We start from the raw sequence: 21,301 nt of genomic DNA on the forward strand, positions 1-21,301 counted from the left end.
ATTAGAAATTAAAAATGTTACAGCCAAAAAGAGTAAAATACCGTAAGGTACAGAAGGGGAAAGGAAATATGTCTGGGTTATCAGGTCGTGGTAGTCAACTTTCTAATGGAATGTTTGGTATCAAATCTATAGATCAGAATCTATTGACTTCTCGTCAAATTGAGGCAGCTCGTATTGCTGCAACTCGTCATATGAAAAGAGAAGGTCAATTATGGATTAAAATATTTCCAGATAAACCTATTACAAAGAAACCTCTAGAGGTTCGTATGGGTAAAGGTAAAGGAGCACCAGATCATTTTGTTGCAGTTATTAAACCAGGTAGAATTTTGTTCGAAATTGGTGGTGTACCACTTAATGTTGCAAAAGAAGCTTTACGTTTAGCAGCTCAAAAACTTCCTGTAAAAACGAAGTTTGTAATAGCAAGAGATTTTGATATTAACGCATAATTCGAAATAGAATGAAACAATCAGAAATAAAAGAATTATCCATCGCAGATCTTAAAGAGAAGCTTGGAGCGTTGCAAAAGAATTATACTGATCTTAAAATGGCTCATGCAATAACTCCTTTAGAGAATCCATTGCAATTGAGAGGTTTAAGAAGAACTGTAGCAAGAATTGCAACAGAATTAACAAAAAGAGAATTACAATAATTCTATAGTCAGTTTTAAAGATGGAAAAAAGAAATCTTAGAAAAGAGAGAATTGGTGTTGTTTCTAGTAGCAAAATGGAGAAATCTATTGTTGTATCAGAAACTAAAAGAGTTAAGCACCCAATGTACGGAAAGTTCGTATTAAAGACTAAGAAGTACGTTGCACACGACGAAAAGAATGATTGCAACGAAGGAGATACTGTTAGAATCATGGAAACAAGACCTATGAGTAAATCTAAACGTTGGAGATTAGTAGAAATCCTAGAAAGAGCTAAATAATATGTTACAAACAGAATCAAGATTAAAAGTAGCAGATAATACTGGAGCTAAAGAAGTTTTAGTTATTAGAGTTTTAGGAGGAACTAGAAAGCGTTATGCAAGTATTGGAGACAAGATTGTTGTAGCGGTTAAATCTGCAACTCCTAACGGAACTGTAAAAAAAGGTCAAGTATCAAGAGCAGTTGTTGTAAGAACCAAGAAAGAAGTAAGACGTAAAGACGGATCATATATCAGATTTGATGATAATGCTTGTGTACTTTTAAATCCTACAGAGGAAATGAGAGGAACACGTGTGTTTGGACCTGTTGCACGTGAGCTTCGTGAGAAACAATTCATGAAAATAGTATCATTAGCACCTGAAGTGCTTTAAATCATTATATAAGATGAAGAAGTTCAAAATTAAATCAGGAGATACTGTAAAAGTAATTGCAGGAGATCACAAAGGATCTGAAGGTAAAGTTTTACAAATCATTAAGGATAAAGATAGAGTTTTAGTAGAAGGTGTAAACTTAGTTTCTAAGCACACTAAACCTAGCGCTCAAAATCCTCAAGGAGGTATTGTAAAAAAAGAAGCATCACTTCATATTTCTAACTTAATGTTAGTTCAAGATGGTGTAGCTGTAAGAGTAGGTTATCAAGTTGATGGAGATACTAAAACTAGAATCTCTAAAAAAACTAAAAAATAAGAATAATCATGAGTTACGTACCAAGATTAAAAGCAGAATACAAAGAAAGAGTTATTAAAGCTCTTACTGAAGAATTCAGTTATAAGAATGTAATGCAAGTACCTAAATTAGAAAAAATTGTTGTTTCTAAAGGTGTTGGTGCTGCAATTGCAGATAAGAAATTAATAGATTACGCTTTAGAAGAAGTAACTAAAATTACTGGTCAAAAAGCTATATCTACGATGTCTAAAAAAGATGTTGCATCTTTTAAATTACGTAAAGGTATGCCAATTGGTGTTAAAGTTACTTTACGTGGAGATAAAATGTATGAATTTTTAGATAGACTTGTTACAGCTTCTTTACCTCGTGTAAGAGACTTTAACGGTATAAAAGCTAACGGTTTTGATGGTAGAGGTAATTACAATTTAGGTATTACTGAACAGATCATTTACCCAGAGATTAATATTGATCAAGTGAAAAAAATTAACGGTATGGATATTACTTTTGTTACATCTGCAAATACTGATAAGGAAGCTAAATCATTATTAGGAGAATTAGGTTTACCATTCAAAAAAAATTAAGAAATGGCTAAAGAATCAATGAAAGCTCGTGAACGTAAAAGAGCAAAAACAGTTGCAAAATATGCAGAAAAGAGAAAAGCTTTAAAAGAAGCTGGAGACTATGAAGCTTTGCAAAAATTACCAAAGAATGCTTCACCAATTAGAATGCATAATAGATGTAAATTAACTGGTCGTCCAAAAGGATATATGAGACAATTTGGTATTTCTCGTGTTACGTTTCGTGAAATGGCAAATCAAGGATTGATCCCAGGTGTTAAAAAAGCAAGTTGGTAGAAATCAAAAATAAAATATAATATTAAAAATAGAATGTGTATCTTTGCACGCTCTATTTTTTTTGAGTATTAGAATTTTAACTGATTATAGGTTTAATTATCACAGAGAAATCTGTAGGAAAATAGAGGTAATTAAAAACCGTAATCGCAATTTAAATAAATATGTATACAGATCCAATCGCGGATTTTCTTACTAGAGTAAGAAATGCAATCGCAGCAGGGCACAGAGTAGTGGAAGTTCCAGCTTCAAATTTGAAGAAGGAAATGACAAAAATTTTGTTTGATCAAGGGTATATTTTAAGCTATCAGTTTAATAATGATAAAGTTCAAGGAACTATCAAAATAGCTTTAAAATATGACAGAGAAACAAAAGAATCAGTAATTAGAAAAATTCAACGCATCAGTACACCAGGGTTACGTAAATATGTTGGCTCTACGGAGATGCCAAGAGTTTTAAACGGACTTGGAATTGCTATTGTTTCTACATCTAAAGGTGTAATGACAAATAAAAAAGCACGTCAAGAGAATGTTGGTGGAGAAGTTTTATGTTACGTTTATTAATCTATAGGAAATGAGTAGAATAGGAAAAAATCCCGTTAGCATTTCACAAGGTGTAGATGTAAACATAGTAGACAGTGTTATTACTGTTAAAGGAAAGTTAGGAGAATTATCTCAAACTATTTCTGATGGTATTAAACTTACAATTGAAGATGGTATTATCACATTTGATAGAGCATCAGAAAGTAAAGACCATAAAGCACAACATGGTTTAATGAGAGCTTTAGTTAGTAATATGATTGAAGGTGTAAGTAAAGGTTGGACTAAAGATTTAGAGTTGGTTGGAGTTGGTTATAGAGCTTCTAGTCAAGGTCAAAAATTAGATTTAGCTTTAGGTTATTCTCATAATATTGTTTTAGAATTAGCTCCTGAGGTTAAAGTTGAAACGATATCTGAGAAAGGGAAAAACCCAATCATTAAATTATCTTCATTTGATAAACAGTTAGTTGGTCAAATAGCTGCTAAGATTCGTTCTTTCAGAGCTCCAGAGCCTTATAAAGGAAAAGGAGTTAAGTTTGTTGGTGAATTATTAAGAAGAAAAGCAGGTAAATCTGCATAATATATAGCAATATGGCATTATCAAAGCTACAAAGAAGAGCTAGAATTAAGCGTAGAATTAGAAAAATTATTTCTGGTACTGCTACTAAACCAAGATTATCGGTTTATAGAAGTAATAAAGAGATATACGCACAACTAGTTGACGATGTAAATGGAGTAACATTAGCTTCCGTTTCATCTAGAGATAAAGGAATTAAAGCAGATACTAAGGTTGAAGCTGCAGGATCAGTAGGTAAAGCTATCGCAGAAAAAGCTTCTAAAGTAGGAGTTGAAACCGTTTCTTTTGATAGAAATGGATATTTATATCACGGTAGAGTTAAAGTATTAGCTGAGGCTGCTAGAGAATCTGGTTTAAAATTTTAAGAAATTATGCAAGGTTATAAAAACGTAGAAAGAGTTAAACCAAGTGGACTAGAGCTTGTAGATAGATTAGTAGGTGTACAACGTGTTACTAAAGTTACAAAAGGTGGTAGAGCATTTGGATTCTCTGCAATTGTAGTTGTAGGAGATGGTAATGGGGTTGTTGGTCATGGATTAGGTAAATCTAAAGATGTTTCTTCTGCAATTGCAAAAGCAATTGAAGATGCTAAGAAAAATTTAGTAAGAATACCAATTTTAGAAGCAACTTTACCTCATGAACAAAAAGGGAAGTTTGGTGGAGCAAAAGTGTTCCTTAAACCAGCATCTCATGGTACTGGAGTTATTGCTGGTGGAGCTGTAAGACACGTATTAGAGTCAGTTGGTATTCATGATGTATTATCAAAATCTCAAGGATCATCAAATCCTCATAACGTTGTTAAAGCTACTTTTGATGCATTATTACAATTACGTAGTGCGGCATCAATTGCTAAACAAAGAGGAATTTCTTTAGAGAAAGTATTTAACGGATAAACCTAAGAACGATGGCAAAAATTAAAGTTACACAAGTAAAAAGTCAAATCGGGCGTCTACAAAGTCAAAAAAGAACTTTAGAGGCTTTAGGTTTACGTAGAATGAACCAAACTGTTGTACATGAGGCAACTCCGTCAATAGTAGGTATGGTAAATACAGTTAAACACTTAGTTTCTTTCGAAGAAATTAAATAAGATATTTAGAAAAAATGAGTTTACATAATTTAACACCAGCAGAAGGTTCCGTTAAAAAAGGAAAAAGAATTGCACGTGGAGAAGGTTCAGGTCATGGAGGTACTTCTACAAGAGGTCATAAAGGGCAAAAATCTCGTTCAGGTTATTCTAGAAAAATAGGTTTTGAAGGAGGTCAAATGCCACTTCAAAGACGTGTACCAAAATTTGGTTTCACTAACATAAACCGTAAAGAATATCAAGGTATCAATTTAGATAAATTACAATCTTTAGTTGATGATGGAAAGATAACAGATACAGTTAATTTAGATATTTTAGTTGCTATTGGTTTAGCAAGTAAAAACGACTTAGTAAAAATACTAGGTGGTGGTGAGTTAAAAGCTAAATTAAATATAACTGTACATAAATTTACAGCTACAGCAAAAGCAGCAATTGAGGCTGCTGGTGGTGAAGTTGTTACTTTATAAGAAATTGTAAATGATGAATTTTATAAATAGATTAAAAGACATTTTTAGTATAGAAGAGTTGAAAAACAAAATTCTTCTTACAATCGGTTTAATTGCTGTATACCGTTTTATGGCATCTGTTCCTCTTCCAGGAATTGATCCATTACAATTGGCAGCGTTAAAAGAAAGTACTTCAGGTGGTCTTTTAGGTTTATTAAATGCATTTACAGGAGGGGCATTTGCTAGGGCGTCAGTAATGGCTCTTGGTATAATGCCATATATTTCTGCTTCTATTGTTGTTCAGCTTATGGGAATTGCTGTTCCTTATTTGCAAAAATTACAAAAAGATGGAGAAAGTGGACGTAAAAAAATTACTCAAATTACTAGATGGTTAACCATTGTTATTACTTTGGTTCAAGCGCCAACTTATATCACAGCTATTAAAACTCAATTTGGTTTAGGACCAGAAGCTTTTTTAGTAAGTGGTGCAACTTTTTGGATTTCATCTATAATTATTTTAACTGCAGGGACAATTTTTGCAATGTGGTTAGGTGAACGTATTACTGATAAAGGAGTCGGTAATGGGATTTCATTATTAATAACTGTAGGTATTATCGCTAATTTCCCTGCTGCATTTTTACAAGAGTTTGTTGCTAAAACAACAAATGCTGGAGCTGGAGGTTTAATGATGGTTTTAATTGAAATTATTATTTGGTTTGTTGTAATTTTATTAACTGTATTATTAGTTACTGCTGTTAGAAAAATAGCAGTTCAATATGCTAGAAGAACAGTTGCAGGAAGTGTGCAAAATGTTGCAGGATCTAGAGATTATATCCCTTTGAAATTAAATGCAGCAGGTGTAATGCCTATAATTTTTGCACAAGCAATTATGTTTTTGCCAGTTGCATTAGCTCAAAGATTTCCATTTATGGCTAGTTTGCAAGATATGCATGGTTTAGGATATAATGTAATATTTGCGTTATTAATTATTATTTTTAGTTATTTCTATACTGCTATTACAATTCCAACGAATAAAATGGCAGAAGATTTAAAAAGAAGTGGTGGTTTTATACCTGGAATTAGACCTGGTAAAGATACAGCAGATAAATTAGATAGTGTTTTATCTAGAATTACTTTTCCTGGATCGTTATTCTTAGCTGCGTTATCTATATTACCAACGATTGTAATTCAATTTGGAGTACAACAAAGTTGGGCTATGTTTTATGGAGGTACATCTTTGATAATAATGGTAGGAGTTGCAATAGATACTTTGCAACAAATAAATTCTTATTTATTAAATCGTCATTATGATGGTTTAATGAAAACAGGAAATAGTAACAGAAAATCGAATAAATAATATGGCTAAACAATCAGCGATTCAACAAGACGGAACCATTACTGAAGCATTATCAAATGCAATGTTTCGAGTAGAATTAGAAAATGGACATATTGTAACGGCTCATATATCAGGTAAAATGCGTATGCATTATATTAAATTATTACCTGGTGATAAGGTAAAACTTGAAATGAGTCCATACGATTTATCTAAGGCAAGAATTACTTACAGATATTAAAAAAAATATAAACAGATGAAAGTTAGAGCATCAGTTAAAAAAAGAAGTGCGGACTGTAAAATTGTTCGTAGAAAAGGTAGATTATACGTAATCAATAAACAAAATCCTAGATTTAAACAAAGACAAGGGTAATGGCAAGAATAGCAGGTATAGATATTCCAAAAAACAAAAGAGGAGTTATTGCTTTAACTTATATCTTTGGTGTTGGAAGCAGTAGAGCTAAAGAAGTTTTAGCAAAAGCAGAAGTTGACGAAAGTATTAAAGTTCAAGATTGGACTGATGATCAAATTGCAGCGATTAGAGAACAAGTTGGATCTTTTACTATTGAAGGAGAATTACGTTCTGAAATTCAAATAAACATCAAACGTTTGATGGATATTGGTTGTCAAAGAGGTATTCGTCATAGACTTGGTCTTCCTTTAAGAGGTCAAAGAACTAAGAATAATTCTCGTACTAGAAAAGGTAAGAGAAAAACGGTAGCTAACAAGAAAAAATAAAGTTAGATAAAGTAATAAAGATCTAATAATAGTATAACTATAAAGTTAGAAAACTAAATTACTAAAACTTAAATAATTATGGCAAAAGCAAGTTCAAAAAAACGTAAAGTAATAATTGATGCTATTGGTGAGGCGCATGTAACTGCATCTTTCAATAACATTATTATTTCTTTAACAAATAAAAAAGGTGACGTAATTTCTTGGTCATCTGCAGGTAAAATGGGTTTCAGAGGTTCTAAAAAGAATACTCCATATGCAGCTCAATTAGCAGCAGAAGATTGTGCAAATGTTGCAAAAGAAGCAGGTTTACGTAAAGTAAAAGTTTATGTAAAAGGACCAGGTAATGGTAGAGAATCTGCTATTAGATCTATTCATAATGCAGGTATTGAAGTATCAGAAATTATTGATGTTACTCCAATTCCTCATAATGGTTGTCGTCCACCTAAAAGAAGAAGAGTATAAGCTGAATTAATTTTCAGTTTATATTTATTTTATATTTATATTTTAACAAGGTAGGATTTTTAGATTATCGAAGGAGAAAGCCTTAATTCATAATCCCTATCTATAATTATCAAGAAATGGCAAGATATACAGGACCAAAAACTAAAATTGCTCGTAAATTTGGCGAGGCAATTTTTGGAGAAGATAAAAACTTCGAAAAAAGAAATTACCCACCAGGACAGCATGGAAATGCTAGAAGAAGAGGTAAAAAATCTGAATATGCAACTCAATTAATGGAGAAGCAAAAAGCAAAATATACTTATGGTATATTAGAGCGTCAGTTCAGTAACTTATTTAAAAAAGCTCAAGCTGCATCTGGAATTACAGGTGAAATTTTATTACAGTTGTGTGAATCTCGTTTAGATAATGTAGTTTACAGAATGGGAGTATCAAATTCAAGAAGCGGAGCACGTCAATTAGTATCTCACAGACATATAACTGTTAACGGAGAAATCGTAAACATACCATCTTATAGTTTACAAGAAGGTGATGTAGTTGCTGTAAGAGAAAAATCTAAATCGTTAGTAGCTATTGAAAATGCATTAGCATCTAACAGTAATGTATTTGAATGGTTAACTTGGAATGGTGATACTAAAACTGGAACTTTTGTTAAAGTACCAGAAAGATTACAAATTCCAGAAAACATCAAAGAGCAATTAATCGTAGAATTATATTCTAAGTAATAAATTAATAACATTGAGATTCAGCCAAAGGGTTTATAAGTACTTCTTCACACTTATAAACCGCGCAACTGAATAACAATTAAAACGAAGAAAATGGCAATTTTAAATTTTCAGAAACCAGATAAAGTAATAATGATAGAATCTACAGATTTTTCTGGTAGATTTGAGTTTAGACCTTTAGAACCTGGTTTCGGTTTAACAATCGGTAATGCTTTAAGAAGAGTACTTTTATCTTCTTTAGAAGGATTTGCAATTACATCTTTAAGGGTAGATGGTGTAGAACATGAGTTTTCTACAGTATCTGGAGTTGTAGAAGATGTTACAGAAATTATCTTAAACTTAAAACAAGTTCGTTTTAAGAAACAAATAGATGACACAGATAGAGAAACTGTTTCTATATCTGTATCTGGTCAAGAGCAATTTACTGCTGGAGATTTACAGAAGTTTATTTCTGGTTTTCAAGTGTTGAATCCAGATTTAGTAATCTGTAATATGGATAAATCTGTAAAATTAAATGCAGAAATTACGATAGAAAAAGGTAGAGGATTTGTACCAGCAGAAGAGAATAAAAAGGCTTCTGCACCAATTGGAACAATTTTTACAGATTCTATTTACACACCAATTAAGAATGTAAAATATGCAATCGAAAATTATCGTGTAGAGCAAAAAACGGATTATGAAAAATTAGTTTTCGATATAGATACTGATGGATCAATCAATCCTAAAGAAGCATTAACTGAAGCTGCAAAAATTTTAATTCACCACTTTATGTTATTCTCTGATGAGCGTATCACTTTAGAGGCTGATGAAATTGCACAAACAGAAACGTATGATGAAGAATCATTACACATGCGTCAGTTATTAAAAACTAGATTAATCGACATGGATTTATCTGTAAGAGCTTTAAATTGTTTAAAAGCTGCAGAAGTAGATACATTAGGAGACTTAGTTTCTTTTAACAAAAGTGATTTAATGAAGTTCCGTAATTTTGGTAAAAAATCATTAACAGAACTAGAAGAACTAGTTATTGTTAAAGGTTTAAACTTTGGAATGGATTTAACAAAATATAAATTAGATAGAGATTAATCTTTCATATTTTGCTCCTCAAACTGAGTAGATGCAAGATGAAAGTATAAAACAAACGTCATGAGACACGGAAAAAAATTCAATCATTTAGGTAGAAAAACAGCGCACAGAAAAGCAATGTTAGCAAATATGACTTGTTCTTTAATAGAGCACAAGCGTATTAATACTACTGTAGCTAAAGCTAAAGCTTTACGTTTATTTGCAGAACCTCTTATTACAAAATCTAAGTCGGATACTACGCATAACAGACGTATAGTTTTCTCTTATTTACGTGATAAATTTGCAGTAACAGAATTATTTAAAGAAATTTCTGTAAAAGTTGCAGATAGACCTGGTGGGTATTTACGTATCATCAAATTAGGAAATCGTCAAGGAGATAATGCCCCTATGGCAATGATTGAATTTGTAGATTACAATGAAATTTACAACCCTAAAGGTACAAAAGCTAAGAAAACTACTCGTAGAGGAAGAAGCAAAAAAGCAGATAATGCTCAAGTAGAAGGATCAGCATCAACAGAAGAAAAATCTGAAGAATAAAAAATGAAAATTTTTTGAATCATATAAAAGGGATAGGCGTTTACGTTTATCCCTTTTTTTATATTTTTACATCATCAAAATAACACTAATCAATGAAATATCAAACACGTAAAAAGGCTTTAGTTTTATTAGCAGACGGTACAATTTTTTATGGAAAATCTGTTGGAATTGAAGGCACATCTACAGGAGAAATCTGTTTTAATACTGGGATGACTGGTTATCAAGAAATCTTTACAGATCCATCTTATTTTGGTCAATTAATGGTAGCAACAAATGCCCATATTGGAAATTATGGTGTAAATATTAATGAAGTAGAATCCGATAGTATAAAAATTTCTGGATTAATTTGTAGAAATTTTAGTTTTATACATTCTAGAGTAGATTCTGAAGAAAACTTATTAGATTGGTTTACAAAACATAATTTAGTAGCAATTTCTGATGTTGATACAAGAGCCTTAGTTGCATATATTAGAGATAATGGTGCAATGAATGCTATTATTTCTACGGATGTTGATAATATTGATTCGCTAAAAAAACAACTTTCCGAAGTGCCAAGTATGGAAGGTTTAGAATTAGCCTCAAAGGTATCTACAAAAGAACCATATTATGTAGGTGATAAAAATTCTGATATTAAAATCTCTGCCTTAGATATTGGAATTAAAAAAAATATTTTAAGAAATTTAGCAAAAAGGGGAGTATATATAAAAGTTTTCCCTTTTAATTCTTCTTTTGAAGATTTATCAGCTTTTAATCCTGATGGTTATTTTATTTCAAATGGGCCAGGAGATCCACAACCATTAATTGAAGCACAACAAGTAGCAGAAGAAATTATTAATAGAGATTTACCTCTATTTGGTATTTGTTTAGGGCATCAAGTAATTGCTTTAGCAAATGGAATCTCTACATATAAAATGCACAATGGTCATAGAGGTATAAATCATCCTGTAAAGAATCTATTAACAGGAAAAGGAGAAATTACTTCTCAAAATCATGGTTTTGCAATAAATAGAGAAGAAGCAGAGGCTAATGAAAATATAGAGATTACGCATGTTCACTTAAATGACCACACGGTGGCAGGTATCAGAATGAAAAATAAAAATGTTTTTTCTGTTCAATATCACCCAGAGGCAAGTCCTGGACCTCATGATTCTGAGTATTTATTTGATCAATTTATAGCAAATATTGAAAAAACAAAAAAAATTTCATCGTAACTTTAATGTTACTCATCGATAGTAAGTTATTTTTTAACTTTTTTTGGTGTTTTAATAACTTTTTATTACTACTTTTGAGATGTGATGTAAAAATCACATTCTTTTTCATAGCAATTTTCCCACTCAATTTATTGAGTGGGTTTTTTTTTATAAGTTATTTTTTTGAGTAAACGTTTTCGTAATTAATTAAAGACAAATTATTTAAAACCTCCTATATTTTGTAACTTAGCATCAGAAATAAAACGTATAAATTAATAAAATAAATATCAATATAATGAGTATAATTATTAGCGTTCATGCACGTCAAATTTTCGATTCTAGAGGGAATCCTACAGTAGAAGTAGATGTAACTACAGATAATGGATCACTAGGTAGAGCAGCAGTTCCATCTGGAGCATCAACAGGAGAACATGAGGCTGTTGAATTACGTGACGGTGGAAAAGACTACATGGGTAAAGGGGTTTTAAAAGCTGTAAAAAATGTAAACGAAATTATTGCTGAAGAACTTTTAGGAGTTTCTGTTTTTGAACAAAATGCTATAGACAAATTAATGATAGATTTAGATGGTACGCCAAACAAATCTAAATTAGGAGCAAATGCTATTTTAGGTGTTTCATTAGCAGTTGCAAAAGCTGCTGCTATTGAATTAGGAATGCCTTTATATAGATATGTAGGTGGTGTTTCTGCAAATACTTTACCTTTACCAATGATGAATATCATTAATGGAGGTTCTCACTCAGATGCTCCAATTGCGTTTCAAGAATTTATGATTATGCCTGTACTGGCAGAAACTTTCTCTGAAGCTTTAAAAATGGGATCTGAAATTTTCCATAATTTAAAGAAAGTTTTACACGATAGAGGTTTATCTACAGCTGTTGGTGATGAAGGTGGTTTTGCGCCAACTTTAGATGGAACAGAAGATGCTATTGAAACAATTGCATTAGCAGTTAAAAATGCTGGTTATGTTTTTGGAGAGCAAGTAAAAATTGCTTTAGACTGTGCTTCTGCTGAGTTTTATGTTGATGGAAAATACGACTATACGAAATTTGAAGGAGATAAAGGTGTAATTCGTACAAGTAAAGAACAAGCTGATTATTTAGCTGAATTGTCTGCTAAATATCCTATTATTTCTATTGAAGATGGAATGGATGAAAATGACTGGGAAGGAACAAAATATCTTACTGAATTAATTGGTGATAAAGTTCAATTAGTTGGTGATGATTTATTTGTTACAAATGTAGAGCGTTTATCTAGAGGTATAGAAAACGGTATTGCAAATTCAATTTTAATTAAAGTAAACCAAATTGGTAGTTTAACAGAAACTATTGCAGCTGTAAATATGGCTAAAAATGCAGGTTATACAACAGTAATGTCTCACAGATCTGGTGAAACTGAAGATAACACAATTGCAGATTTAGCAGTAGCTTTAAACTGTGGTCAAATTAAAACAGGTTCTGCTTCTCGTTCTGATAGAATGGCTAAATACAACCAATTATTACGTATTGAAGAAGAATTAGGTACAACTGCATATTTTCCAAAAGAAAATGCGTTTAATTTATAAAGAATAATTTTAAAAATAATTAAACCTCATAAGTTATTATGAGGTTTTTTTTTGTGTATTTCGCAAATAAGTTAAACTTATTTTAAAATATCTAAATTCTATTGGTGTGGCCTTTTAAAATGCTGTAAAATTAAGTATCTTCGTCAAACTTAACAAAACTAAAAATCATCGTTAAATGTCAGATATAGCTAAATTACAGATTGGAGATAATTCGTATGAATTTCCTTTAGTAAAAGGAACAGAGAATGAAGTTGCCATCGATATAAAAAAATTAAGAGTAGTAACGAATGGTATAATAACCATCGATCCTGGTTTTAAAAATACAGGTTCTTGTGAAAGTGCTATAACATTTTTAGATGGTGAAAAAGGTATTTTAAGGTATAGAGGTTATCCTATTGAAGAGTTAGCTGAAAAAGCAGATTTCTTAGAAGTATCTTATGCATTGATATTTGGTAATTTACCAACAAAACAGGAATTAGATAAATTTCATGCAGATATTAAAGAGCATTCTTTGGTTGATGATGATGTAAGAAAAATTTTAGAAGCATTTCCAAAAGCAGCTCATCCAATGGGTGTTTTGGCTTCATTAACAAGTGCACTTACTGCTTTTAATCCTTCTTCTGTAAATACAGCCTCTAAAGAAGATATGTATCATGCTATTGTTAGAATCTTAGCTAAATTTCCTGTACTAGTTGGTTGGACAATGCGTAAGAGTAAAGGATTGCATTTAAATTATGGAAAAAAATCTTTAGGCTATGTAGAGAACATTTTGTATTTAATGTTTAAACAGCCAAATGAAGAATATGTAATGAATCCTATCATTAAAGATGCTTTAGATAAATTATTAATTTTACATGGAGATCACGAACAAAATTGTTCTACATCAACAGTTAGAATTGCTGGTTCTTCTCATGTAGGTTTATTTGCTTCTTTATCAACAGGGATTTCTGCTCTTTGGGGACCACTACATGGAGGCGCTAATCAGGCAGTATTAGAAATGTTAGAAGCTATACAAGCAGATGGAGGAGATACTAAAAAATACATGGCGAAAGCTAAAGATAAAAACGATCCTTTTAGATTGATGGGCTTTGGACATAGAGTTTACAAAAATTTTGATCCAAGAGCAAAAATTATCAAAAAAGCCGCAGATGAAGTTTTAAATGATTTAGGTGTTGATGATCCTATTTTAAAGATTGCTAAAGGATTAGAACAAGAAGCTTTAAACGAACCTTATTTTGTTGAAAGAAAATTATATCCAAATGTAGATTTCTATTCAGGAATTATTTATAGAGCAATGGGTATTCCTACAGATATGTTTACAGTAATGTTCGCTTTAGGACGTTTGCCTGGTTGGATTGCGCAATGGAGAGAAATGAGATTAAACAAAGAACCAATAGGAAGACCTCGTCAAATTTATATTGGTGAAACAGAAAGACATTTTGTCGAATTAGATAAAAGATAAAAAAATGTATTATTTTTACTAAAAATTTAAAAGCTTCATATTATATGAAGCTTTTTTTATCAATTTAAAAATATGTTGCAACTTAATATACAAAATGAAACGTCTAAATTAAGATCTGTTATTTTAGGAACAGCAAAAAGTAATGGGCCAGTTCCAAGAGTTGAAGATTGTTATGACCCTAAAAGTATACAGCATGTCTTAGCTGGTACTTATCCAAAAGAAGAAGACATGATTTTAGAAATGGAAGCTGTTGCTAAAGTTTTTGAAAAATACAATGTTCAGGTTTTTAGACCAACGATTATTCAAAATTATAATCAAATTTTTTCAAGAGATATTGCTTTTGTTATTGAAGATAAATTGATAAAAGCAAATATTTTACCTGATAGAGAAGAGGAATATTTAGCTATAAAACATGTATTAGATCAGATTAAAGAAGAAAATATTATTCATTTGCCAGAAGAATGTCATGTAGAAGGTGGTGATGTGATGCCTTGGAATGATTATATTTTTGTTGGTACATATTCTGGAGAAGATTATGCAGATTATATTACTGCTCGTACAAATACAGATGCGGTAATCGCTTTACAAGAGTTATTTCCTGATAAAATTGTAAAATCGTTTGAGTTAAGAAAATCTAATACAGATCCTAAAGAAAATGCCTTACATTTAGATTGTTGTTTTCAGCCAATAGGAAAAAATAAAGCAATTTTACATAAAAACGGATTTTTAATAGAAAGAGAATATGAGTGGTTATTAAATTATTTTGGAAAAGAAAATGTGTTTGAAATTAGCAAAGAAGAAATGTATAGCATGAATAGTAACGTGTTTTCTATTTCTGAAAAAGTAGTTATTTCAGAACAAAATTTTACACGTTTAAATACTTGGTTAAGAAATAACGATTTTATTGTTGAAGAAGTTTCTTATACAGAAATTGCAAAACAAGAAGGATTATTAAGATGTTCTACATTACCTTTGATTAGAGATTAACCTATAAATTACCAGCTTAAATTTAAATTATTTTAAAATATTATTTTTTGAAAGAATTCTAACCCATGCAACAAACTACAAATTCAATCCTAATGATTCGTCCTATAAATTTTAGGATGAATGAACAAACTGCAGTAAATAATTACTATCAAAAATCGTTAAAAGATTTATTACCAGCTACAATAAATTCTAAAGCACAAAAAGAATTTGATACTTTTGTAGAAAAGTTAAGAAGCTTTGGTGTTGAGGTAATTGTTGTATCCGATAATAAAGAATTTGATACTCCAGATTCTATTTTTCCTAATAATTGGGTTTCTTTTCATGATGATGCAACTGCTGCAATTTATCCTATGTTTGCAGAGAATAGACGTTTAGAAAGAAGAGAAGATGTGTTTTTAGAGTTAGAAAAAAAAGGTTTTTTAATTGAAAATATTGTAGATTATACTGCTGCAGAAGAAGAACAAGTGTTTTTAGAAGGCACAGGGAGTATGAGTTTAGATCGTGAAAATAAAAAAGCATATTGTGCATTATCTCCTAGAGCAGATGAAGATTTATTTATAGAGTTTTGTGAAGATTTTGAATATACGCCTGTTATTTTTACTTCATATCAAACAGTAGAAAATAGAAGAGAAGCAATTTATCATACCAATGTAATGATGTGCATTACAGAAACTTTTGCAGTAATTTGTTTATCTTCTATTGATGATAAAAGTGAACGTAAAAACGTGTTAAAAAATTTAAAAGAAGACAAAAAGCTTGTTATTGATATTACTGAAGAACAAGTAGCCAATTTTGCGGGAAATATGTTGCAAGTAAAAGGTGCAAATGACGAACTTTTTTTAGTAATGAGTCAAGCAGCACATGATTGTTTAACACAGAGTCAAAAATCACAAATTAACAGATATTGTAAAATAATATCTAGTTCTTTAGCTACAATAGAAGCTTGTGGTGGTGGAAGTGCACGTTGTATGATGGCAGAAGTTTTTTTGCCTAGAAATTAATTAGATATATAGAAATGCATTTATTATTCCTTGCCGTAGCTCCCGTTATGGTAATTATTTTATACATTTATTTTAAAGATAAATTTGAAAAAGAACCCATTCATTTTTTATTTAAAAACTTTCTTTTGGGTGCTTTTGTAAGCGTATTAATTACTTTTGTTTTAAGTATTATTACTGGTTTTCTTTTTGATTTAACGAATGATAATAGTATTTTAAATCAATTTATAAAAGCATTTATTGTTGTTGCTTTGGTAGAAGAGTTTTCTAAATATATCATAGTAAGATATTATGCACAACCCAATAAAGAATTTAATGAACCTTTTGATGGTATAGTTTACGCTGTTATGGTTTCTATGGGTTTTGCTGCACTAGAAAACGTTTTATTTGTGTATAAACATGGAATTGAAACAGGAATTACAAGAGCTTTTACGGCGGTTCCGGCACACGCTACTTTTGCTATTTTATTGGGTTATTATATGGGGAAAGCTAAGTTTTCTAAAAATAAAAGAAAGTTAAATTTAATTGGATTATTAGTTGCAATAATTTTTCATGGTGCCTATGATTTCTTTTTGTTTATTAACTTTATTCCAGGAACAGTAATTGGTGCTTTATCTTCATTATTAGTAGGCATCGTTTTATCAAGAAAAGCAATTAAAATACATCAGAAAAACTCTAATTTTAATGTTTAATTATTTTTCTAATTACATTTTTTTTGTCATCAAACTTAATTTTTAATAGATAAATTCCTTTAGAAAAATTAGAAATGTTTATTTCTTTTTGATTAGCATTAAACTCTTTAATTTTTTTTCCTAAAGTATTATATATAGAAATAGTTTGTATTTCTTTTTCACTTCGGATAGTTATGTTTCCAGAAGTAGGATTTGGATAAATATTTAAATTTTCTAAAGTATTTTTCTCAATTGATAAAAGTAGAGATCTATAATCTCTAAATTCAAATAATTTCTGTTTTAGAGAGATAATGTCTTCATTTACAGCTTCTCTAGAAATATAAAATCTACCGTAATCAAAACTTGTAATTCCTTCAACTTGATTACCAACGCCAAGTTCATTTGTTAGTGTGTATTTGCTAAATCCAGATTTAAAAATATCATCTCCAGGGCTTCTGTTAGCACTAATATGAACTAAAAACGGAATTGCATTTGCGTTAATACCACAAAGCAAAAAGTTGCTGTTTTGTACTGTTGCACCAGTAATTAACCCTACTATATTTGCCGAACTAACTTTTACAGCTGTATGATTGCCAAGCGTAATTGGAAATTTATAAACATTGGTTTTTAAATCGCCTCTGTTTTTAGTGAATATCAGAAAATTATTCTCATAAACAACTAAGGCTTCAGCATCAAAATTATGAGTATCAGAACCATCAAAACTTGTTTGATCTTCATAAGAAAATGAAATTGTTTCAGCAGAAACAGTGTTACTTTTTTTTAAGTCAGATTTTAAAACTCTATAAATTTTTAGGTCTGTTCTTGTTCCTTTATTATTTCCAGAATCACTAATGTAAATATAAGTTTCATCATCAGCTAAATCTTCCCAATCAACATTAGTGGCATTTGTTATGGTAATTCGTCTGTTAAGAACACCTGTTAAACTATCTAATTCATATAAATATGCATTATCTCCACTATCATTATGTGTAATAATTTTTCCATTCAAAAAAAGTAAGCCAGAAGTTTCTTTTGCAACTGCCGGAATTTCAAACTTTTCTTTAAATTCGGTAATTTGACTTTGAATTAAAAAGGAATTTAGAAAAATTAATAAAAATAAATATGGAGTTTTAATTTTCATAAATTAGTTATTTAAGAGCTTCATCAATAATTTTTCCTGTGGATGAATTTGGAGCTTCTATTTGTAATAAATTTGAAATTGTAGGAGCAATATCAATAATTTCATAACTCTTTTTAGAAACTCCTTTTTTAATTCCGTTTCCATAAAAAATAACAGGAATATGTGTGTCATAAGAATACCCAGAACCATGAGAAGTACCAGTTCTACCACCAGTTAAAGTTGCAGGATAAGGAATAAGTAGTACATCACCAGAAAACTTTTGATTGTATCCGTTTTGTAACGAGTTTAAAATACCACTTGTAAAATTGCTTGTTTGCATTGTTTTGGCAGATACAGCTTTATAAATTCCGTCGAAATTAATAACTTCTTCTACTAGTTTTTCTGCAACAACATTTTTATCTAAACCTAAAGATTCAATTTTATCTTTATCTAAAAATATTTGATAATTAGAAATGTTTTCTATCAACTCAATCGAATTAAAATATTTTTTAGTTATCTCTAATGCAGCCTTTTTAAATTTGCTAAAACTTAAATAGTGAGCGGGTATTTTTAGGGATTGTAAATAAGAAGGTACATCAACAGCAGCATGATCTGCAGTTAAAAAAACAGTATAATTATTCTGCCCTACTTGTTGGTCTAAAAACGATAATAAATCTGCAAGATCCTTATCTAAACGTAAATAAGTATCTTCTATTTCTTTGGATGCAGGTCCAAATTGATGCCCAACATAATCTGTAGAAGAAAAACTTACAGCTAAAAAATCTGTGTAATTACTTTTACCTAAATTTTCGCCAATAATAGCAGCTTTTGTAAAATCTGCTGTAAAAGAATTACCTGCAGGAATTGCTTTTATAATATTAAAACCACCGTTTTTCTCTTTTAAATTAGGAATATCATGAGGAAAAGATGTTGTAGTTTCACCTGTAAATTTTCCTTCAAAAATATTATCATCAACAATACTATTTGTGTATGTATTAATGTCATAAAGAGTATTCCATGGCGTTTTTAAATAACTGTCTGCTTTTCCAGATTTGTTAAAATCTAATACCCACTTTGGTAAGTTTTCCATATAAAAAGAAGAAGAAACCCATTCTCCATTTTTACCGCCATCAAACCAATAAGCACCATTAGCTGTATGACCTGCAGGTAAAATTGCAGATCGATCTTTAATAGCAATTCCTATGGTTTTTCCATTCATGTTTTGCGCTAAATGTAATTGATCTGTTACTGTTGTTGTTTGCATTCTTACAGGCGATTTTTTTCCTGTAGAACTTTCATTTCCAATAGTTTTGTAATTACTATCATCAACACAATAAATAGATTTTTTTAAAAATTTATCATACCAATTGTTAGAAATTATACCATGATTACTTGGTGTTGTTCCAGTATAAATTGATGTATGTCCAACAGCTGTATATGTAGGTATGTAGTTATAATGTGCATTTTCTAACGAAAAACCATTGTTTAACAAACGTTTAAAACCATCATCACTATATCTGTTAGAAAATCGTCTTAAATAGTCATATCTCATTTGGTCAATAACAATGCCCACAACAAGTTTTGGTTTTGCAGATGTAGTTTCTTGTTTTACTTCTTGAACTTTACATCCAGAGATTAGAATTGTAAAAAAAGTTAAGAATAAAATGTGTTTTTTCATAATTAATTAAACTTTAGTAATAAGATCAAAAGTACGTTAATTTTTATTTTTGATGGATGGATTTTACCCTCTATTGATGTAAATTTAATACTTTAGCACAAAATTTAATCTATGAATTACATAGAGCACACTGGTAAATATTTTATGATGCTTGTTCAGGTTTTTAAAAAGCCTCAAAGAAAGAAGGTTTTTTATGAAGCTTTGTTCAAAGAAATAGAAGAACTTGGTTTAAAATCTTTGGGTATTATTATGTTTATCTCTTTTTTTATAGGTGGTGTAATTGCCTTACAAACTGCGCTAAATTTAGATAATCCTTTTGTACCCGATTCCTTAATTGGTTTTGCAGCAAAAAGATCTATTATTTTAGAGTTTGCGCCTACATTTTGTTCAATTATTTTAGCTGGTAAAGTTGGTTCTTATATTACATCAAGCATTGGTGCAATGAGGGTAACAGAGCAAATAGATGCATTAGAAGTTATGGGTATTAACTCATTAAATTATTTAGTACTTCCAAAGATATTGGCAACAGTTTTATTTTATCCTTTTTTAATCATTTTGGCAATGATTTTAGGAATTTTTGGTGGCTGGCTTACTGGTCTTCTTTCTGGTTTGTTTAGTGGAGTTGATTATGTAATAGGACTACAAACTGAATTTAAGCCTTTTTTAATTGTATATTCTATGATTAAAACATTAATTTTTGCTTTTTTAATTGCCTCTGTGCCATCATATCATGGTTATTATGTAAAAGGAGGTTCTATTGCTGTTGGTAAAGCAAGTACAAAAGCAGTAGTTTGGACCACCATTTTAATAGTAATAGCTAATTATATTTTAACCCAAATGTTATTAACCTAAATGATAGAAGTTAAAGATTTATATAAAGGTTTTGGCGATGTAGAAGTGTTAAAAGGAATTTCAACAACATTTGAGGCAGGAAAAACTAGTTTAATTATTGGTCAAAGTGGATCAGGAAAAACAGTTTTTTTAAAATGTTTAATAGGATTACATACACCAGAAAAAGGAACAATTTCTTTTGATGGTAGAATTAATACACAATTTACTATTGAAGAAAAAAGACAATGGAGACAAGAAATTGGTATGGTTTTTCAAGGGAGTGCTTTGTTCGATTCTCAAACCGTAGAAGAAAATGTAATGTTTCCTTTAAAAATGTTTACTGATAATACATATTCAGAAATGTTAGATAGAGTAAATTTTGCATTAAATAGAGTAAATTTACCAAACTCAAATAAAAAACTTCCATCAGAATTGTCTGGAGGAATGCAAAAAAGAGTTGCAATTGCCCGAGCGATTGTAATGAATCCTAAATATTTATTTTGTGATGAACCAAATTCTGGTTTAGATCCTCAAACTGCTATTGTAATTGATAAATTAATTCAAGAAATTACAGATGAATATAACATTACAACCGTAATTAATACTCATGATATGAATTCTGTAATGGAAATTGGAGAAAAAATAATTTTTTTAAAGAATGGAAATAAAGCTTGGGAAGGTAGTAGTGAAGAGATATTTAAAACTAATAATGAGGCTGTTGTAGACTTTGTGTATTCTTCTAATTTATTTAAAAAAGTAAGGGAAGCATATTTAAATGAAAAAAAATAAAAAATATGTTTGTTTTATTTAAAATA

General features: G+C 30.2%; 31 protein-coding genes. 29 read left to right on the forward strand and 2 right to left on the reverse strand.

Annotated features, from left to right (window positions below):
- Window positions 1–14: 14 nt before the first annotated feature.
- The 27 genes from rplP to BLT70_RS03435 all read left to right on the forward strand — a co-directional run bounded on the left by rplP (window position 15) and on the right by BLT70_RS03435 (window position 16,878).
- Window positions 15–446 carry a 50S ribosomal protein L16 gene (gene rplP, locus BLT70_RS03305; protein ID WP_091891521.1) on the forward strand — a complete coding sequence of 144 codons (432 nt, stop codon included), beginning with the start codon at window positions 15–17 and terminating at the stop codon, window positions 444–446.
- An 11-nt stretch (window positions 447–457) separates the two neighbouring features.
- Window positions 458–649, forward strand: a complete 192-nt coding sequence (rpmC, locus tag BLT70_RS03310; protein ID WP_091891524.1) for a 50S ribosomal protein L29 — start codon at window positions 458–460, stop codon at window positions 647–649.
- Window positions 650–669: 20 nt separating this feature from the next.
- On the forward strand, window positions 670–927 hold the full coding sequence (rpsQ, locus tag BLT70_RS03315) for a 30S ribosomal protein S17 (protein ID WP_091891527.1): 258 nt from the start codon (window positions 670–672) through the stop codon (window positions 925–927).
- A gap of 1 nt (window position 928) precedes the next feature.
- Entirely contained in the window at window positions 929–1,297 is a 369-nt protein-coding gene (gene rplN, locus BLT70_RS03320; protein WP_068451523.1) for a 50S ribosomal protein L14, read from the forward strand.
- Window positions 1,298–1,310: 13 nt separating this feature from the next.
- Window positions 1,311–1,613: a 50S ribosomal protein L24 gene (gene rplX, locus BLT70_RS03325; protein ID WP_091891530.1), complete on the forward strand. Its 303-nt coding sequence runs from the start codon at window positions 1,311–1,313 to the stop codon at window positions 1,611–1,613.
- An 8-nt stretch (window positions 1,614–1,621) separates the two neighbouring features.
- Complete coding sequence (gene rplE, locus BLT70_RS03330) at window positions 1,622–2,173, forward strand: 50S ribosomal protein L5 (protein ID WP_091891532.1); 552 nt, start codon at window positions 1,622–1,624, stop codon at window positions 2,171–2,173.
- A 3-nt stretch (window positions 2,174–2,176) separates the two neighbouring features.
- Entirely contained in the window at window positions 2,177–2,446 is a 270-nt protein-coding gene (gene rpsN, locus BLT70_RS03335; RefSeq protein ID WP_091891535.1) for a 30S ribosomal protein S14, read from the forward strand.
- A 161-nt stretch (window positions 2,447–2,607) separates the two neighbouring features.
- Window positions 2,608–3,006: a 30S ribosomal protein S8 gene (rpsH, locus tag BLT70_RS03340; protein ID WP_091891538.1), complete on the forward strand. Its 399-nt coding sequence runs from the start codon at window positions 2,608–2,610 to the stop codon at window positions 3,004–3,006.
- A gap of 10 nt (window positions 3,007–3,016) precedes the next feature.
- Entirely contained in the window at window positions 3,017–3,562 is a 546-nt protein-coding gene (gene rplF / locus BLT70_RS03345) for a 50S ribosomal protein L6 (protein ID WP_091891541.1), read from the forward strand.
- A gap of 11 nt (window positions 3,563–3,573) precedes the next feature.
- Window positions 3,574–3,924, forward strand: coding sequence for a 50S ribosomal protein L18 (rplR, locus tag BLT70_RS03350; RefSeq protein WP_091891544.1), 351 nt, complete (start codon window positions 3,574–3,576; stop codon window positions 3,922–3,924).
- A 3-nt stretch (window positions 3,925–3,927) separates the two neighbouring features.
- Window positions 3,928–4,452 (forward strand): 30S ribosomal protein S5, encoded by a 525-nt coding sequence (gene rpsE / locus BLT70_RS03355; protein ID WP_091891547.1) that lies wholly within the window; start codon window positions 3,928–3,930, stop codon window positions 4,450–4,452.
- 11 nt (window positions 4,453–4,463) lie between these two features.
- Complete coding sequence (rpmD, locus tag BLT70_RS03360) at window positions 4,464–4,646, forward strand: 50S ribosomal protein L30 (protein WP_091891550.1); 183 nt, start codon at window positions 4,464–4,466, stop codon at window positions 4,644–4,646.
- 14 nt (window positions 4,647–4,660) lie between these two features.
- Window positions 4,661–5,110, forward strand: a complete 450-nt coding sequence (gene rplO, locus BLT70_RS03365) for a 50S ribosomal protein L15 (RefSeq protein WP_091891553.1) — start codon at window positions 4,661–4,663, stop codon at window positions 5,108–5,110.
- Between the two features lie 13 nt (window positions 5,111–5,123).
- Window positions 5,124–6,446, forward strand: coding sequence for a preprotein translocase subunit SecY (secY, locus tag BLT70_RS03370; RefSeq protein WP_091891555.1), 1,323 nt, complete (start codon window positions 5,124–5,126; stop codon window positions 6,444–6,446).
- A gap of 1 nt (window position 6,447) precedes the next feature.
- Window positions 6,448–6,663, forward strand: coding sequence for a translation initiation factor IF-1 (gene infA, locus BLT70_RS03375; protein WP_004568721.1), 216 nt, complete (start codon window positions 6,448–6,450; stop codon window positions 6,661–6,663).
- A gap of 15 nt (window positions 6,664–6,678) precedes the next feature.
- On the forward strand, window positions 6,679–6,795 hold the full coding sequence (ykgO, locus tag BLT70_RS03380) for a type B 50S ribosomal protein L36 (protein WP_004568720.1): 117 nt from the start codon (window positions 6,679–6,681) through the stop codon (window positions 6,793–6,795).
- Complete coding sequence (gene rpsM / locus BLT70_RS03385; RefSeq protein ID WP_091891558.1) at window positions 6,795–7,160, forward strand: 30S ribosomal protein S13; 366 nt, start codon at window positions 6,795–6,797, stop codon at window positions 7,158–7,160. Before ykgO ends, rpsM begins: the two co-directional genes overlap by 1 nt.
- 78 nt (window positions 7,161–7,238) lie before the next feature.
- Window positions 7,239–7,622 (forward strand): 30S ribosomal protein S11, encoded by a 384-nt coding sequence (rpsK, locus tag BLT70_RS03390; protein ID WP_091891560.1) that lies wholly within the window; start codon window positions 7,239–7,241, stop codon window positions 7,620–7,622.
- A gap of 116 nt (window positions 7,623–7,738) precedes the next feature.
- The gene (gene rpsD, locus BLT70_RS03395) at window positions 7,739–8,344 is read left to right on the forward strand and encodes a 30S ribosomal protein S4 (protein ID WP_091891562.1); all 606 of its coding nucleotides are present in this window, start codon (window positions 7,739–7,741) and stop codon (window positions 8,342–8,344) included.
- Between the two features lie 93 nt (window positions 8,345–8,437).
- Window positions 8,438–9,430, forward strand: a complete 993-nt coding sequence (locus tag BLT70_RS03400) for a DNA-directed RNA polymerase subunit alpha (protein ID WP_091891565.1) — start codon at window positions 8,438–8,440, stop codon at window positions 9,428–9,430.
- A gap of 60 nt (window positions 9,431–9,490) precedes the next feature.
- On the forward strand, window positions 9,491–9,967 hold the full coding sequence (gene rplQ / locus BLT70_RS03405) for a 50S ribosomal protein L17 (RefSeq protein WP_091891568.1): 477 nt from the start codon (window positions 9,491–9,493) through the stop codon (window positions 9,965–9,967).
- A gap of 92 nt (window positions 9,968–10,059) precedes the next feature.
- Window positions 10,060–11,178 (forward strand): glutamine-hydrolyzing carbamoyl-phosphate synthase small subunit, encoded by a 1,119-nt coding sequence (gene carA / locus BLT70_RS03410; protein WP_091891570.1) that lies wholly within the window; start codon window positions 10,060–10,062, stop codon window positions 11,176–11,178.
- A 274-nt stretch (window positions 11,179–11,452) separates the two neighbouring features.
- Complete coding sequence (eno, locus tag BLT70_RS03415) at window positions 11,453–12,739, forward strand: phosphopyruvate hydratase (protein ID WP_091891573.1); 1,287 nt, start codon at window positions 11,453–11,455, stop codon at window positions 12,737–12,739.
- A gap of 175 nt (window positions 12,740–12,914) precedes the next feature.
- A complete protein-coding gene (locus BLT70_RS03420; RefSeq protein WP_091891575.1) occupies window positions 12,915–14,201 on the forward strand; it encodes a citrate synthase in 1,287 nt (428 codons plus the stop codon).
- 72 nt (window positions 14,202–14,273) lie between these two features.
- On the forward strand, window positions 14,274–15,188 hold the full coding sequence (locus BLT70_RS03425) for a dimethylarginine dimethylaminohydrolase family protein (RefSeq protein WP_091891578.1): 915 nt from the start codon (window positions 14,274–14,276) through the stop codon (window positions 15,186–15,188).
- A 65-nt stretch (window positions 15,189–15,253) separates the two neighbouring features.
- The gene (gene ctlX / locus BLT70_RS03430) at window positions 15,254–16,189 is read left to right on the forward strand and encodes a citrulline utilization hydrolase CtlX (protein ID WP_091891581.1); all 936 of its coding nucleotides are present in this window, start codon (window positions 15,254–15,256) and stop codon (window positions 16,187–16,189) included.
- A 14-nt stretch (window positions 16,190–16,203) separates the two neighbouring features.
- Window positions 16,204–16,878: a PrsW family intramembrane metalloprotease gene (locus tag BLT70_RS03435; protein WP_091891584.1), complete on the forward strand. Its 675-nt coding sequence runs from the start codon at window positions 16,204–16,206 to the stop codon at window positions 16,876–16,878.
- Here the strand turns inward: BLT70_RS03435 and BLT70_RS03440 are convergent.
- Window positions 16,868–17,998: a T9SS type A sorting domain-containing protein gene (locus tag BLT70_RS03440; protein WP_091891587.1), complete on the reverse strand. Its 1,131-nt coding sequence runs from the start codon at window positions 17,996–17,998 to the stop codon at window positions 16,868–16,870. The genes BLT70_RS03435 and BLT70_RS03440 overlap by 11 nt on opposite strands.
- 7 nt (window positions 17,999–18,005) lie before the next feature.
- On the reverse strand, window positions 18,006–19,655 hold the full coding sequence (pafA, locus tag BLT70_RS03445) for an alkaline phosphatase PafA (RefSeq protein ID WP_091891590.1): 1,650 nt from the start codon (window positions 19,653–19,655) through the stop codon (window positions 18,006–18,008).
- 111 nt (window positions 19,656–19,766) lie between these two features.
- Here pafA and BLT70_RS03450 point away from each other — a divergent pair, with 111 nt between their 5' ends.
- Together BLT70_RS03450 and BLT70_RS03455 are read left to right on the forward strand one after the other, a co-directional pair.
- On the forward strand, window positions 19,767–20,507 hold the full coding sequence (locus BLT70_RS03450) for an ABC transporter permease (RefSeq protein WP_091891594.1): 741 nt from the start codon (window positions 19,767–19,769) through the stop codon (window positions 20,505–20,507).
- A complete protein-coding gene (locus BLT70_RS03455) occupies window positions 20,508–21,275 on the forward strand; it encodes an ABC transporter ATP-binding protein (RefSeq protein WP_091891597.1) in 768 nt (255 codons plus the stop codon).
- Window positions 21,276–21,301 lie beyond the last annotated feature (26 nt).

It is taken from the genome of Polaribacter sp. KT25b (assembly GCF_900105145.1).
Taxonomy (GTDB): Bacteria; Bacteroidota; Bacteroidia; order Flavobacteriales; family Flavobacteriaceae; genus Polaribacter.

Coding starts and splice junctions, on each gene's coding strand:
- rplP (WP_091891521.1), top strand. CDS start 15: ATGTTACAGCCAAAAAGAGTAAAATACCGTAAGGTACAGAAGGGGAAA.
- rpmC (WP_091891524.1), top strand. CDS start 458: ATGAAACAATCAGAAATAAAAGAATTATCCATCGCAGATCTTAAAGAG.
- rpsQ (WP_091891527.1), top strand. CDS start 670: ATGGAAAAAAGAAATCTTAGAAAAGAGAGAATTGGTGTTGTTTCTAGT.
- rplN (WP_068451523.1), top strand. CDS start 929: ATGTTACAAACAGAATCAAGATTAAAAGTAGCAGATAATACTGGAGCT.
- rplX (WP_091891530.1), top strand. CDS start 1,311: ATGAAGAAGTTCAAAATTAAATCAGGAGATACTGTAAAAGTAATTGCA.
- rplE (WP_091891532.1), top strand. CDS start 1,622: ATGAGTTACGTACCAAGATTAAAAGCAGAATACAAAGAAAGAGTTATT.
- rpsN (WP_091891535.1), top strand. CDS start 2,177: ATGGCTAAAGAATCAATGAAAGCTCGTGAACGTAAAAGAGCAAAAACA.
- rpsH (WP_091891538.1), top strand. CDS start 2,608: ATGTATACAGATCCAATCGCGGATTTTCTTACTAGAGTAAGAAATGCA.
- rplF (WP_091891541.1), top strand. CDS start 3,017: ATGAGTAGAATAGGAAAAAATCCCGTTAGCATTTCACAAGGTGTAGAT.
- rplR (WP_091891544.1), top strand. CDS start 3,574: ATGGCATTATCAAAGCTACAAAGAAGAGCTAGAATTAAGCGTAGAATT.
- rpmD (WP_091891550.1), top strand. CDS start 4,464: ATGGCAAAAATTAAAGTTACACAAGTAAAAAGTCAAATCGGGCGTCTA.
- rplO (WP_091891553.1), top strand. CDS start 4,661: ATGAGTTTACATAATTTAACACCAGCAGAAGGTTCCGTTAAAAAAGGA.
- secY (WP_091891555.1), top strand. CDS start 5,124: ATGAATTTTATAAATAGATTAAAAGACATTTTTAGTATAGAAGAGTTG.
- infA (WP_004568721.1), top strand. CDS start 6,448: ATGGCTAAACAATCAGCGATTCAACAAGACGGAACCATTACTGAAGCA.
- ykgO (WP_004568720.1), top strand. CDS start 6,679: ATGAAAGTTAGAGCATCAGTTAAAAAAAGAAGTGCGGACTGTAAAATT.
- rpsM (WP_091891558.1), top strand. CDS start 6,795: ATGGCAAGAATAGCAGGTATAGATATTCCAAAAAACAAAAGAGGAGTT.
- rpsK (WP_091891560.1), top strand. CDS start 7,239: ATGGCAAAAGCAAGTTCAAAAAAACGTAAAGTAATAATTGATGCTATT.
- rpsD (WP_091891562.1), top strand. CDS start 7,739: ATGGCAAGATATACAGGACCAAAAACTAAAATTGCTCGTAAATTTGGC.
- BLT70_RS03400 (WP_091891565.1), top strand. CDS start 8,438: ATGGCAATTTTAAATTTTCAGAAACCAGATAAAGTAATAATGATAGAA.
- rplQ (WP_091891568.1), top strand. CDS start 9,491: ATGAGACACGGAAAAAAATTCAATCATTTAGGTAGAAAAACAGCGCAC.
- carA (WP_091891570.1), top strand. CDS start 10,060: ATGAAATATCAAACACGTAAAAAGGCTTTAGTTTTATTAGCAGACGGT.
- eno (WP_091891573.1), top strand. CDS start 11,453: ATGAGTATAATTATTAGCGTTCATGCACGTCAAATTTTCGATTCTAGA.
- BLT70_RS03420 (WP_091891575.1), top strand. CDS start 12,915: ATGTCAGATATAGCTAAATTACAGATTGGAGATAATTCGTATGAATTT.
- BLT70_RS03425 (WP_091891578.1), top strand. CDS start 14,274: ATGTTGCAACTTAATATACAAAATGAAACGTCTAAATTAAGATCTGTT.
- ctlX (WP_091891581.1), top strand. CDS start 15,254: ATGCAACAAACTACAAATTCAATCCTAATGATTCGTCCTATAAATTTT.
- BLT70_RS03435 (WP_091891584.1), top strand. CDS start 16,204: ATGCATTTATTATTCCTTGCCGTAGCTCCCGTTATGGTAATTATTTTA.
- BLT70_RS03440 (WP_091891587.1), bottom strand. CDS start 17,998: ATGAAAATTAAAACTCCATATTTATTTTTATTAATTTTTCTAAATTCC.
- pafA (WP_091891590.1), bottom strand. CDS start 19,655: ATGAAAAAACACATTTTATTCTTAACTTTTTTTACAATTCTAATCTCT.
- BLT70_RS03450 (WP_091891594.1), top strand. CDS start 19,767: ATGAATTACATAGAGCACACTGGTAAATATTTTATGATGCTTGTTCAG.
- BLT70_RS03455 (WP_091891597.1), top strand. CDS start 20,508: ATGATAGAAGTTAAAGATTTATATAAAGGTTTTGGCGATGTAGAAGTG.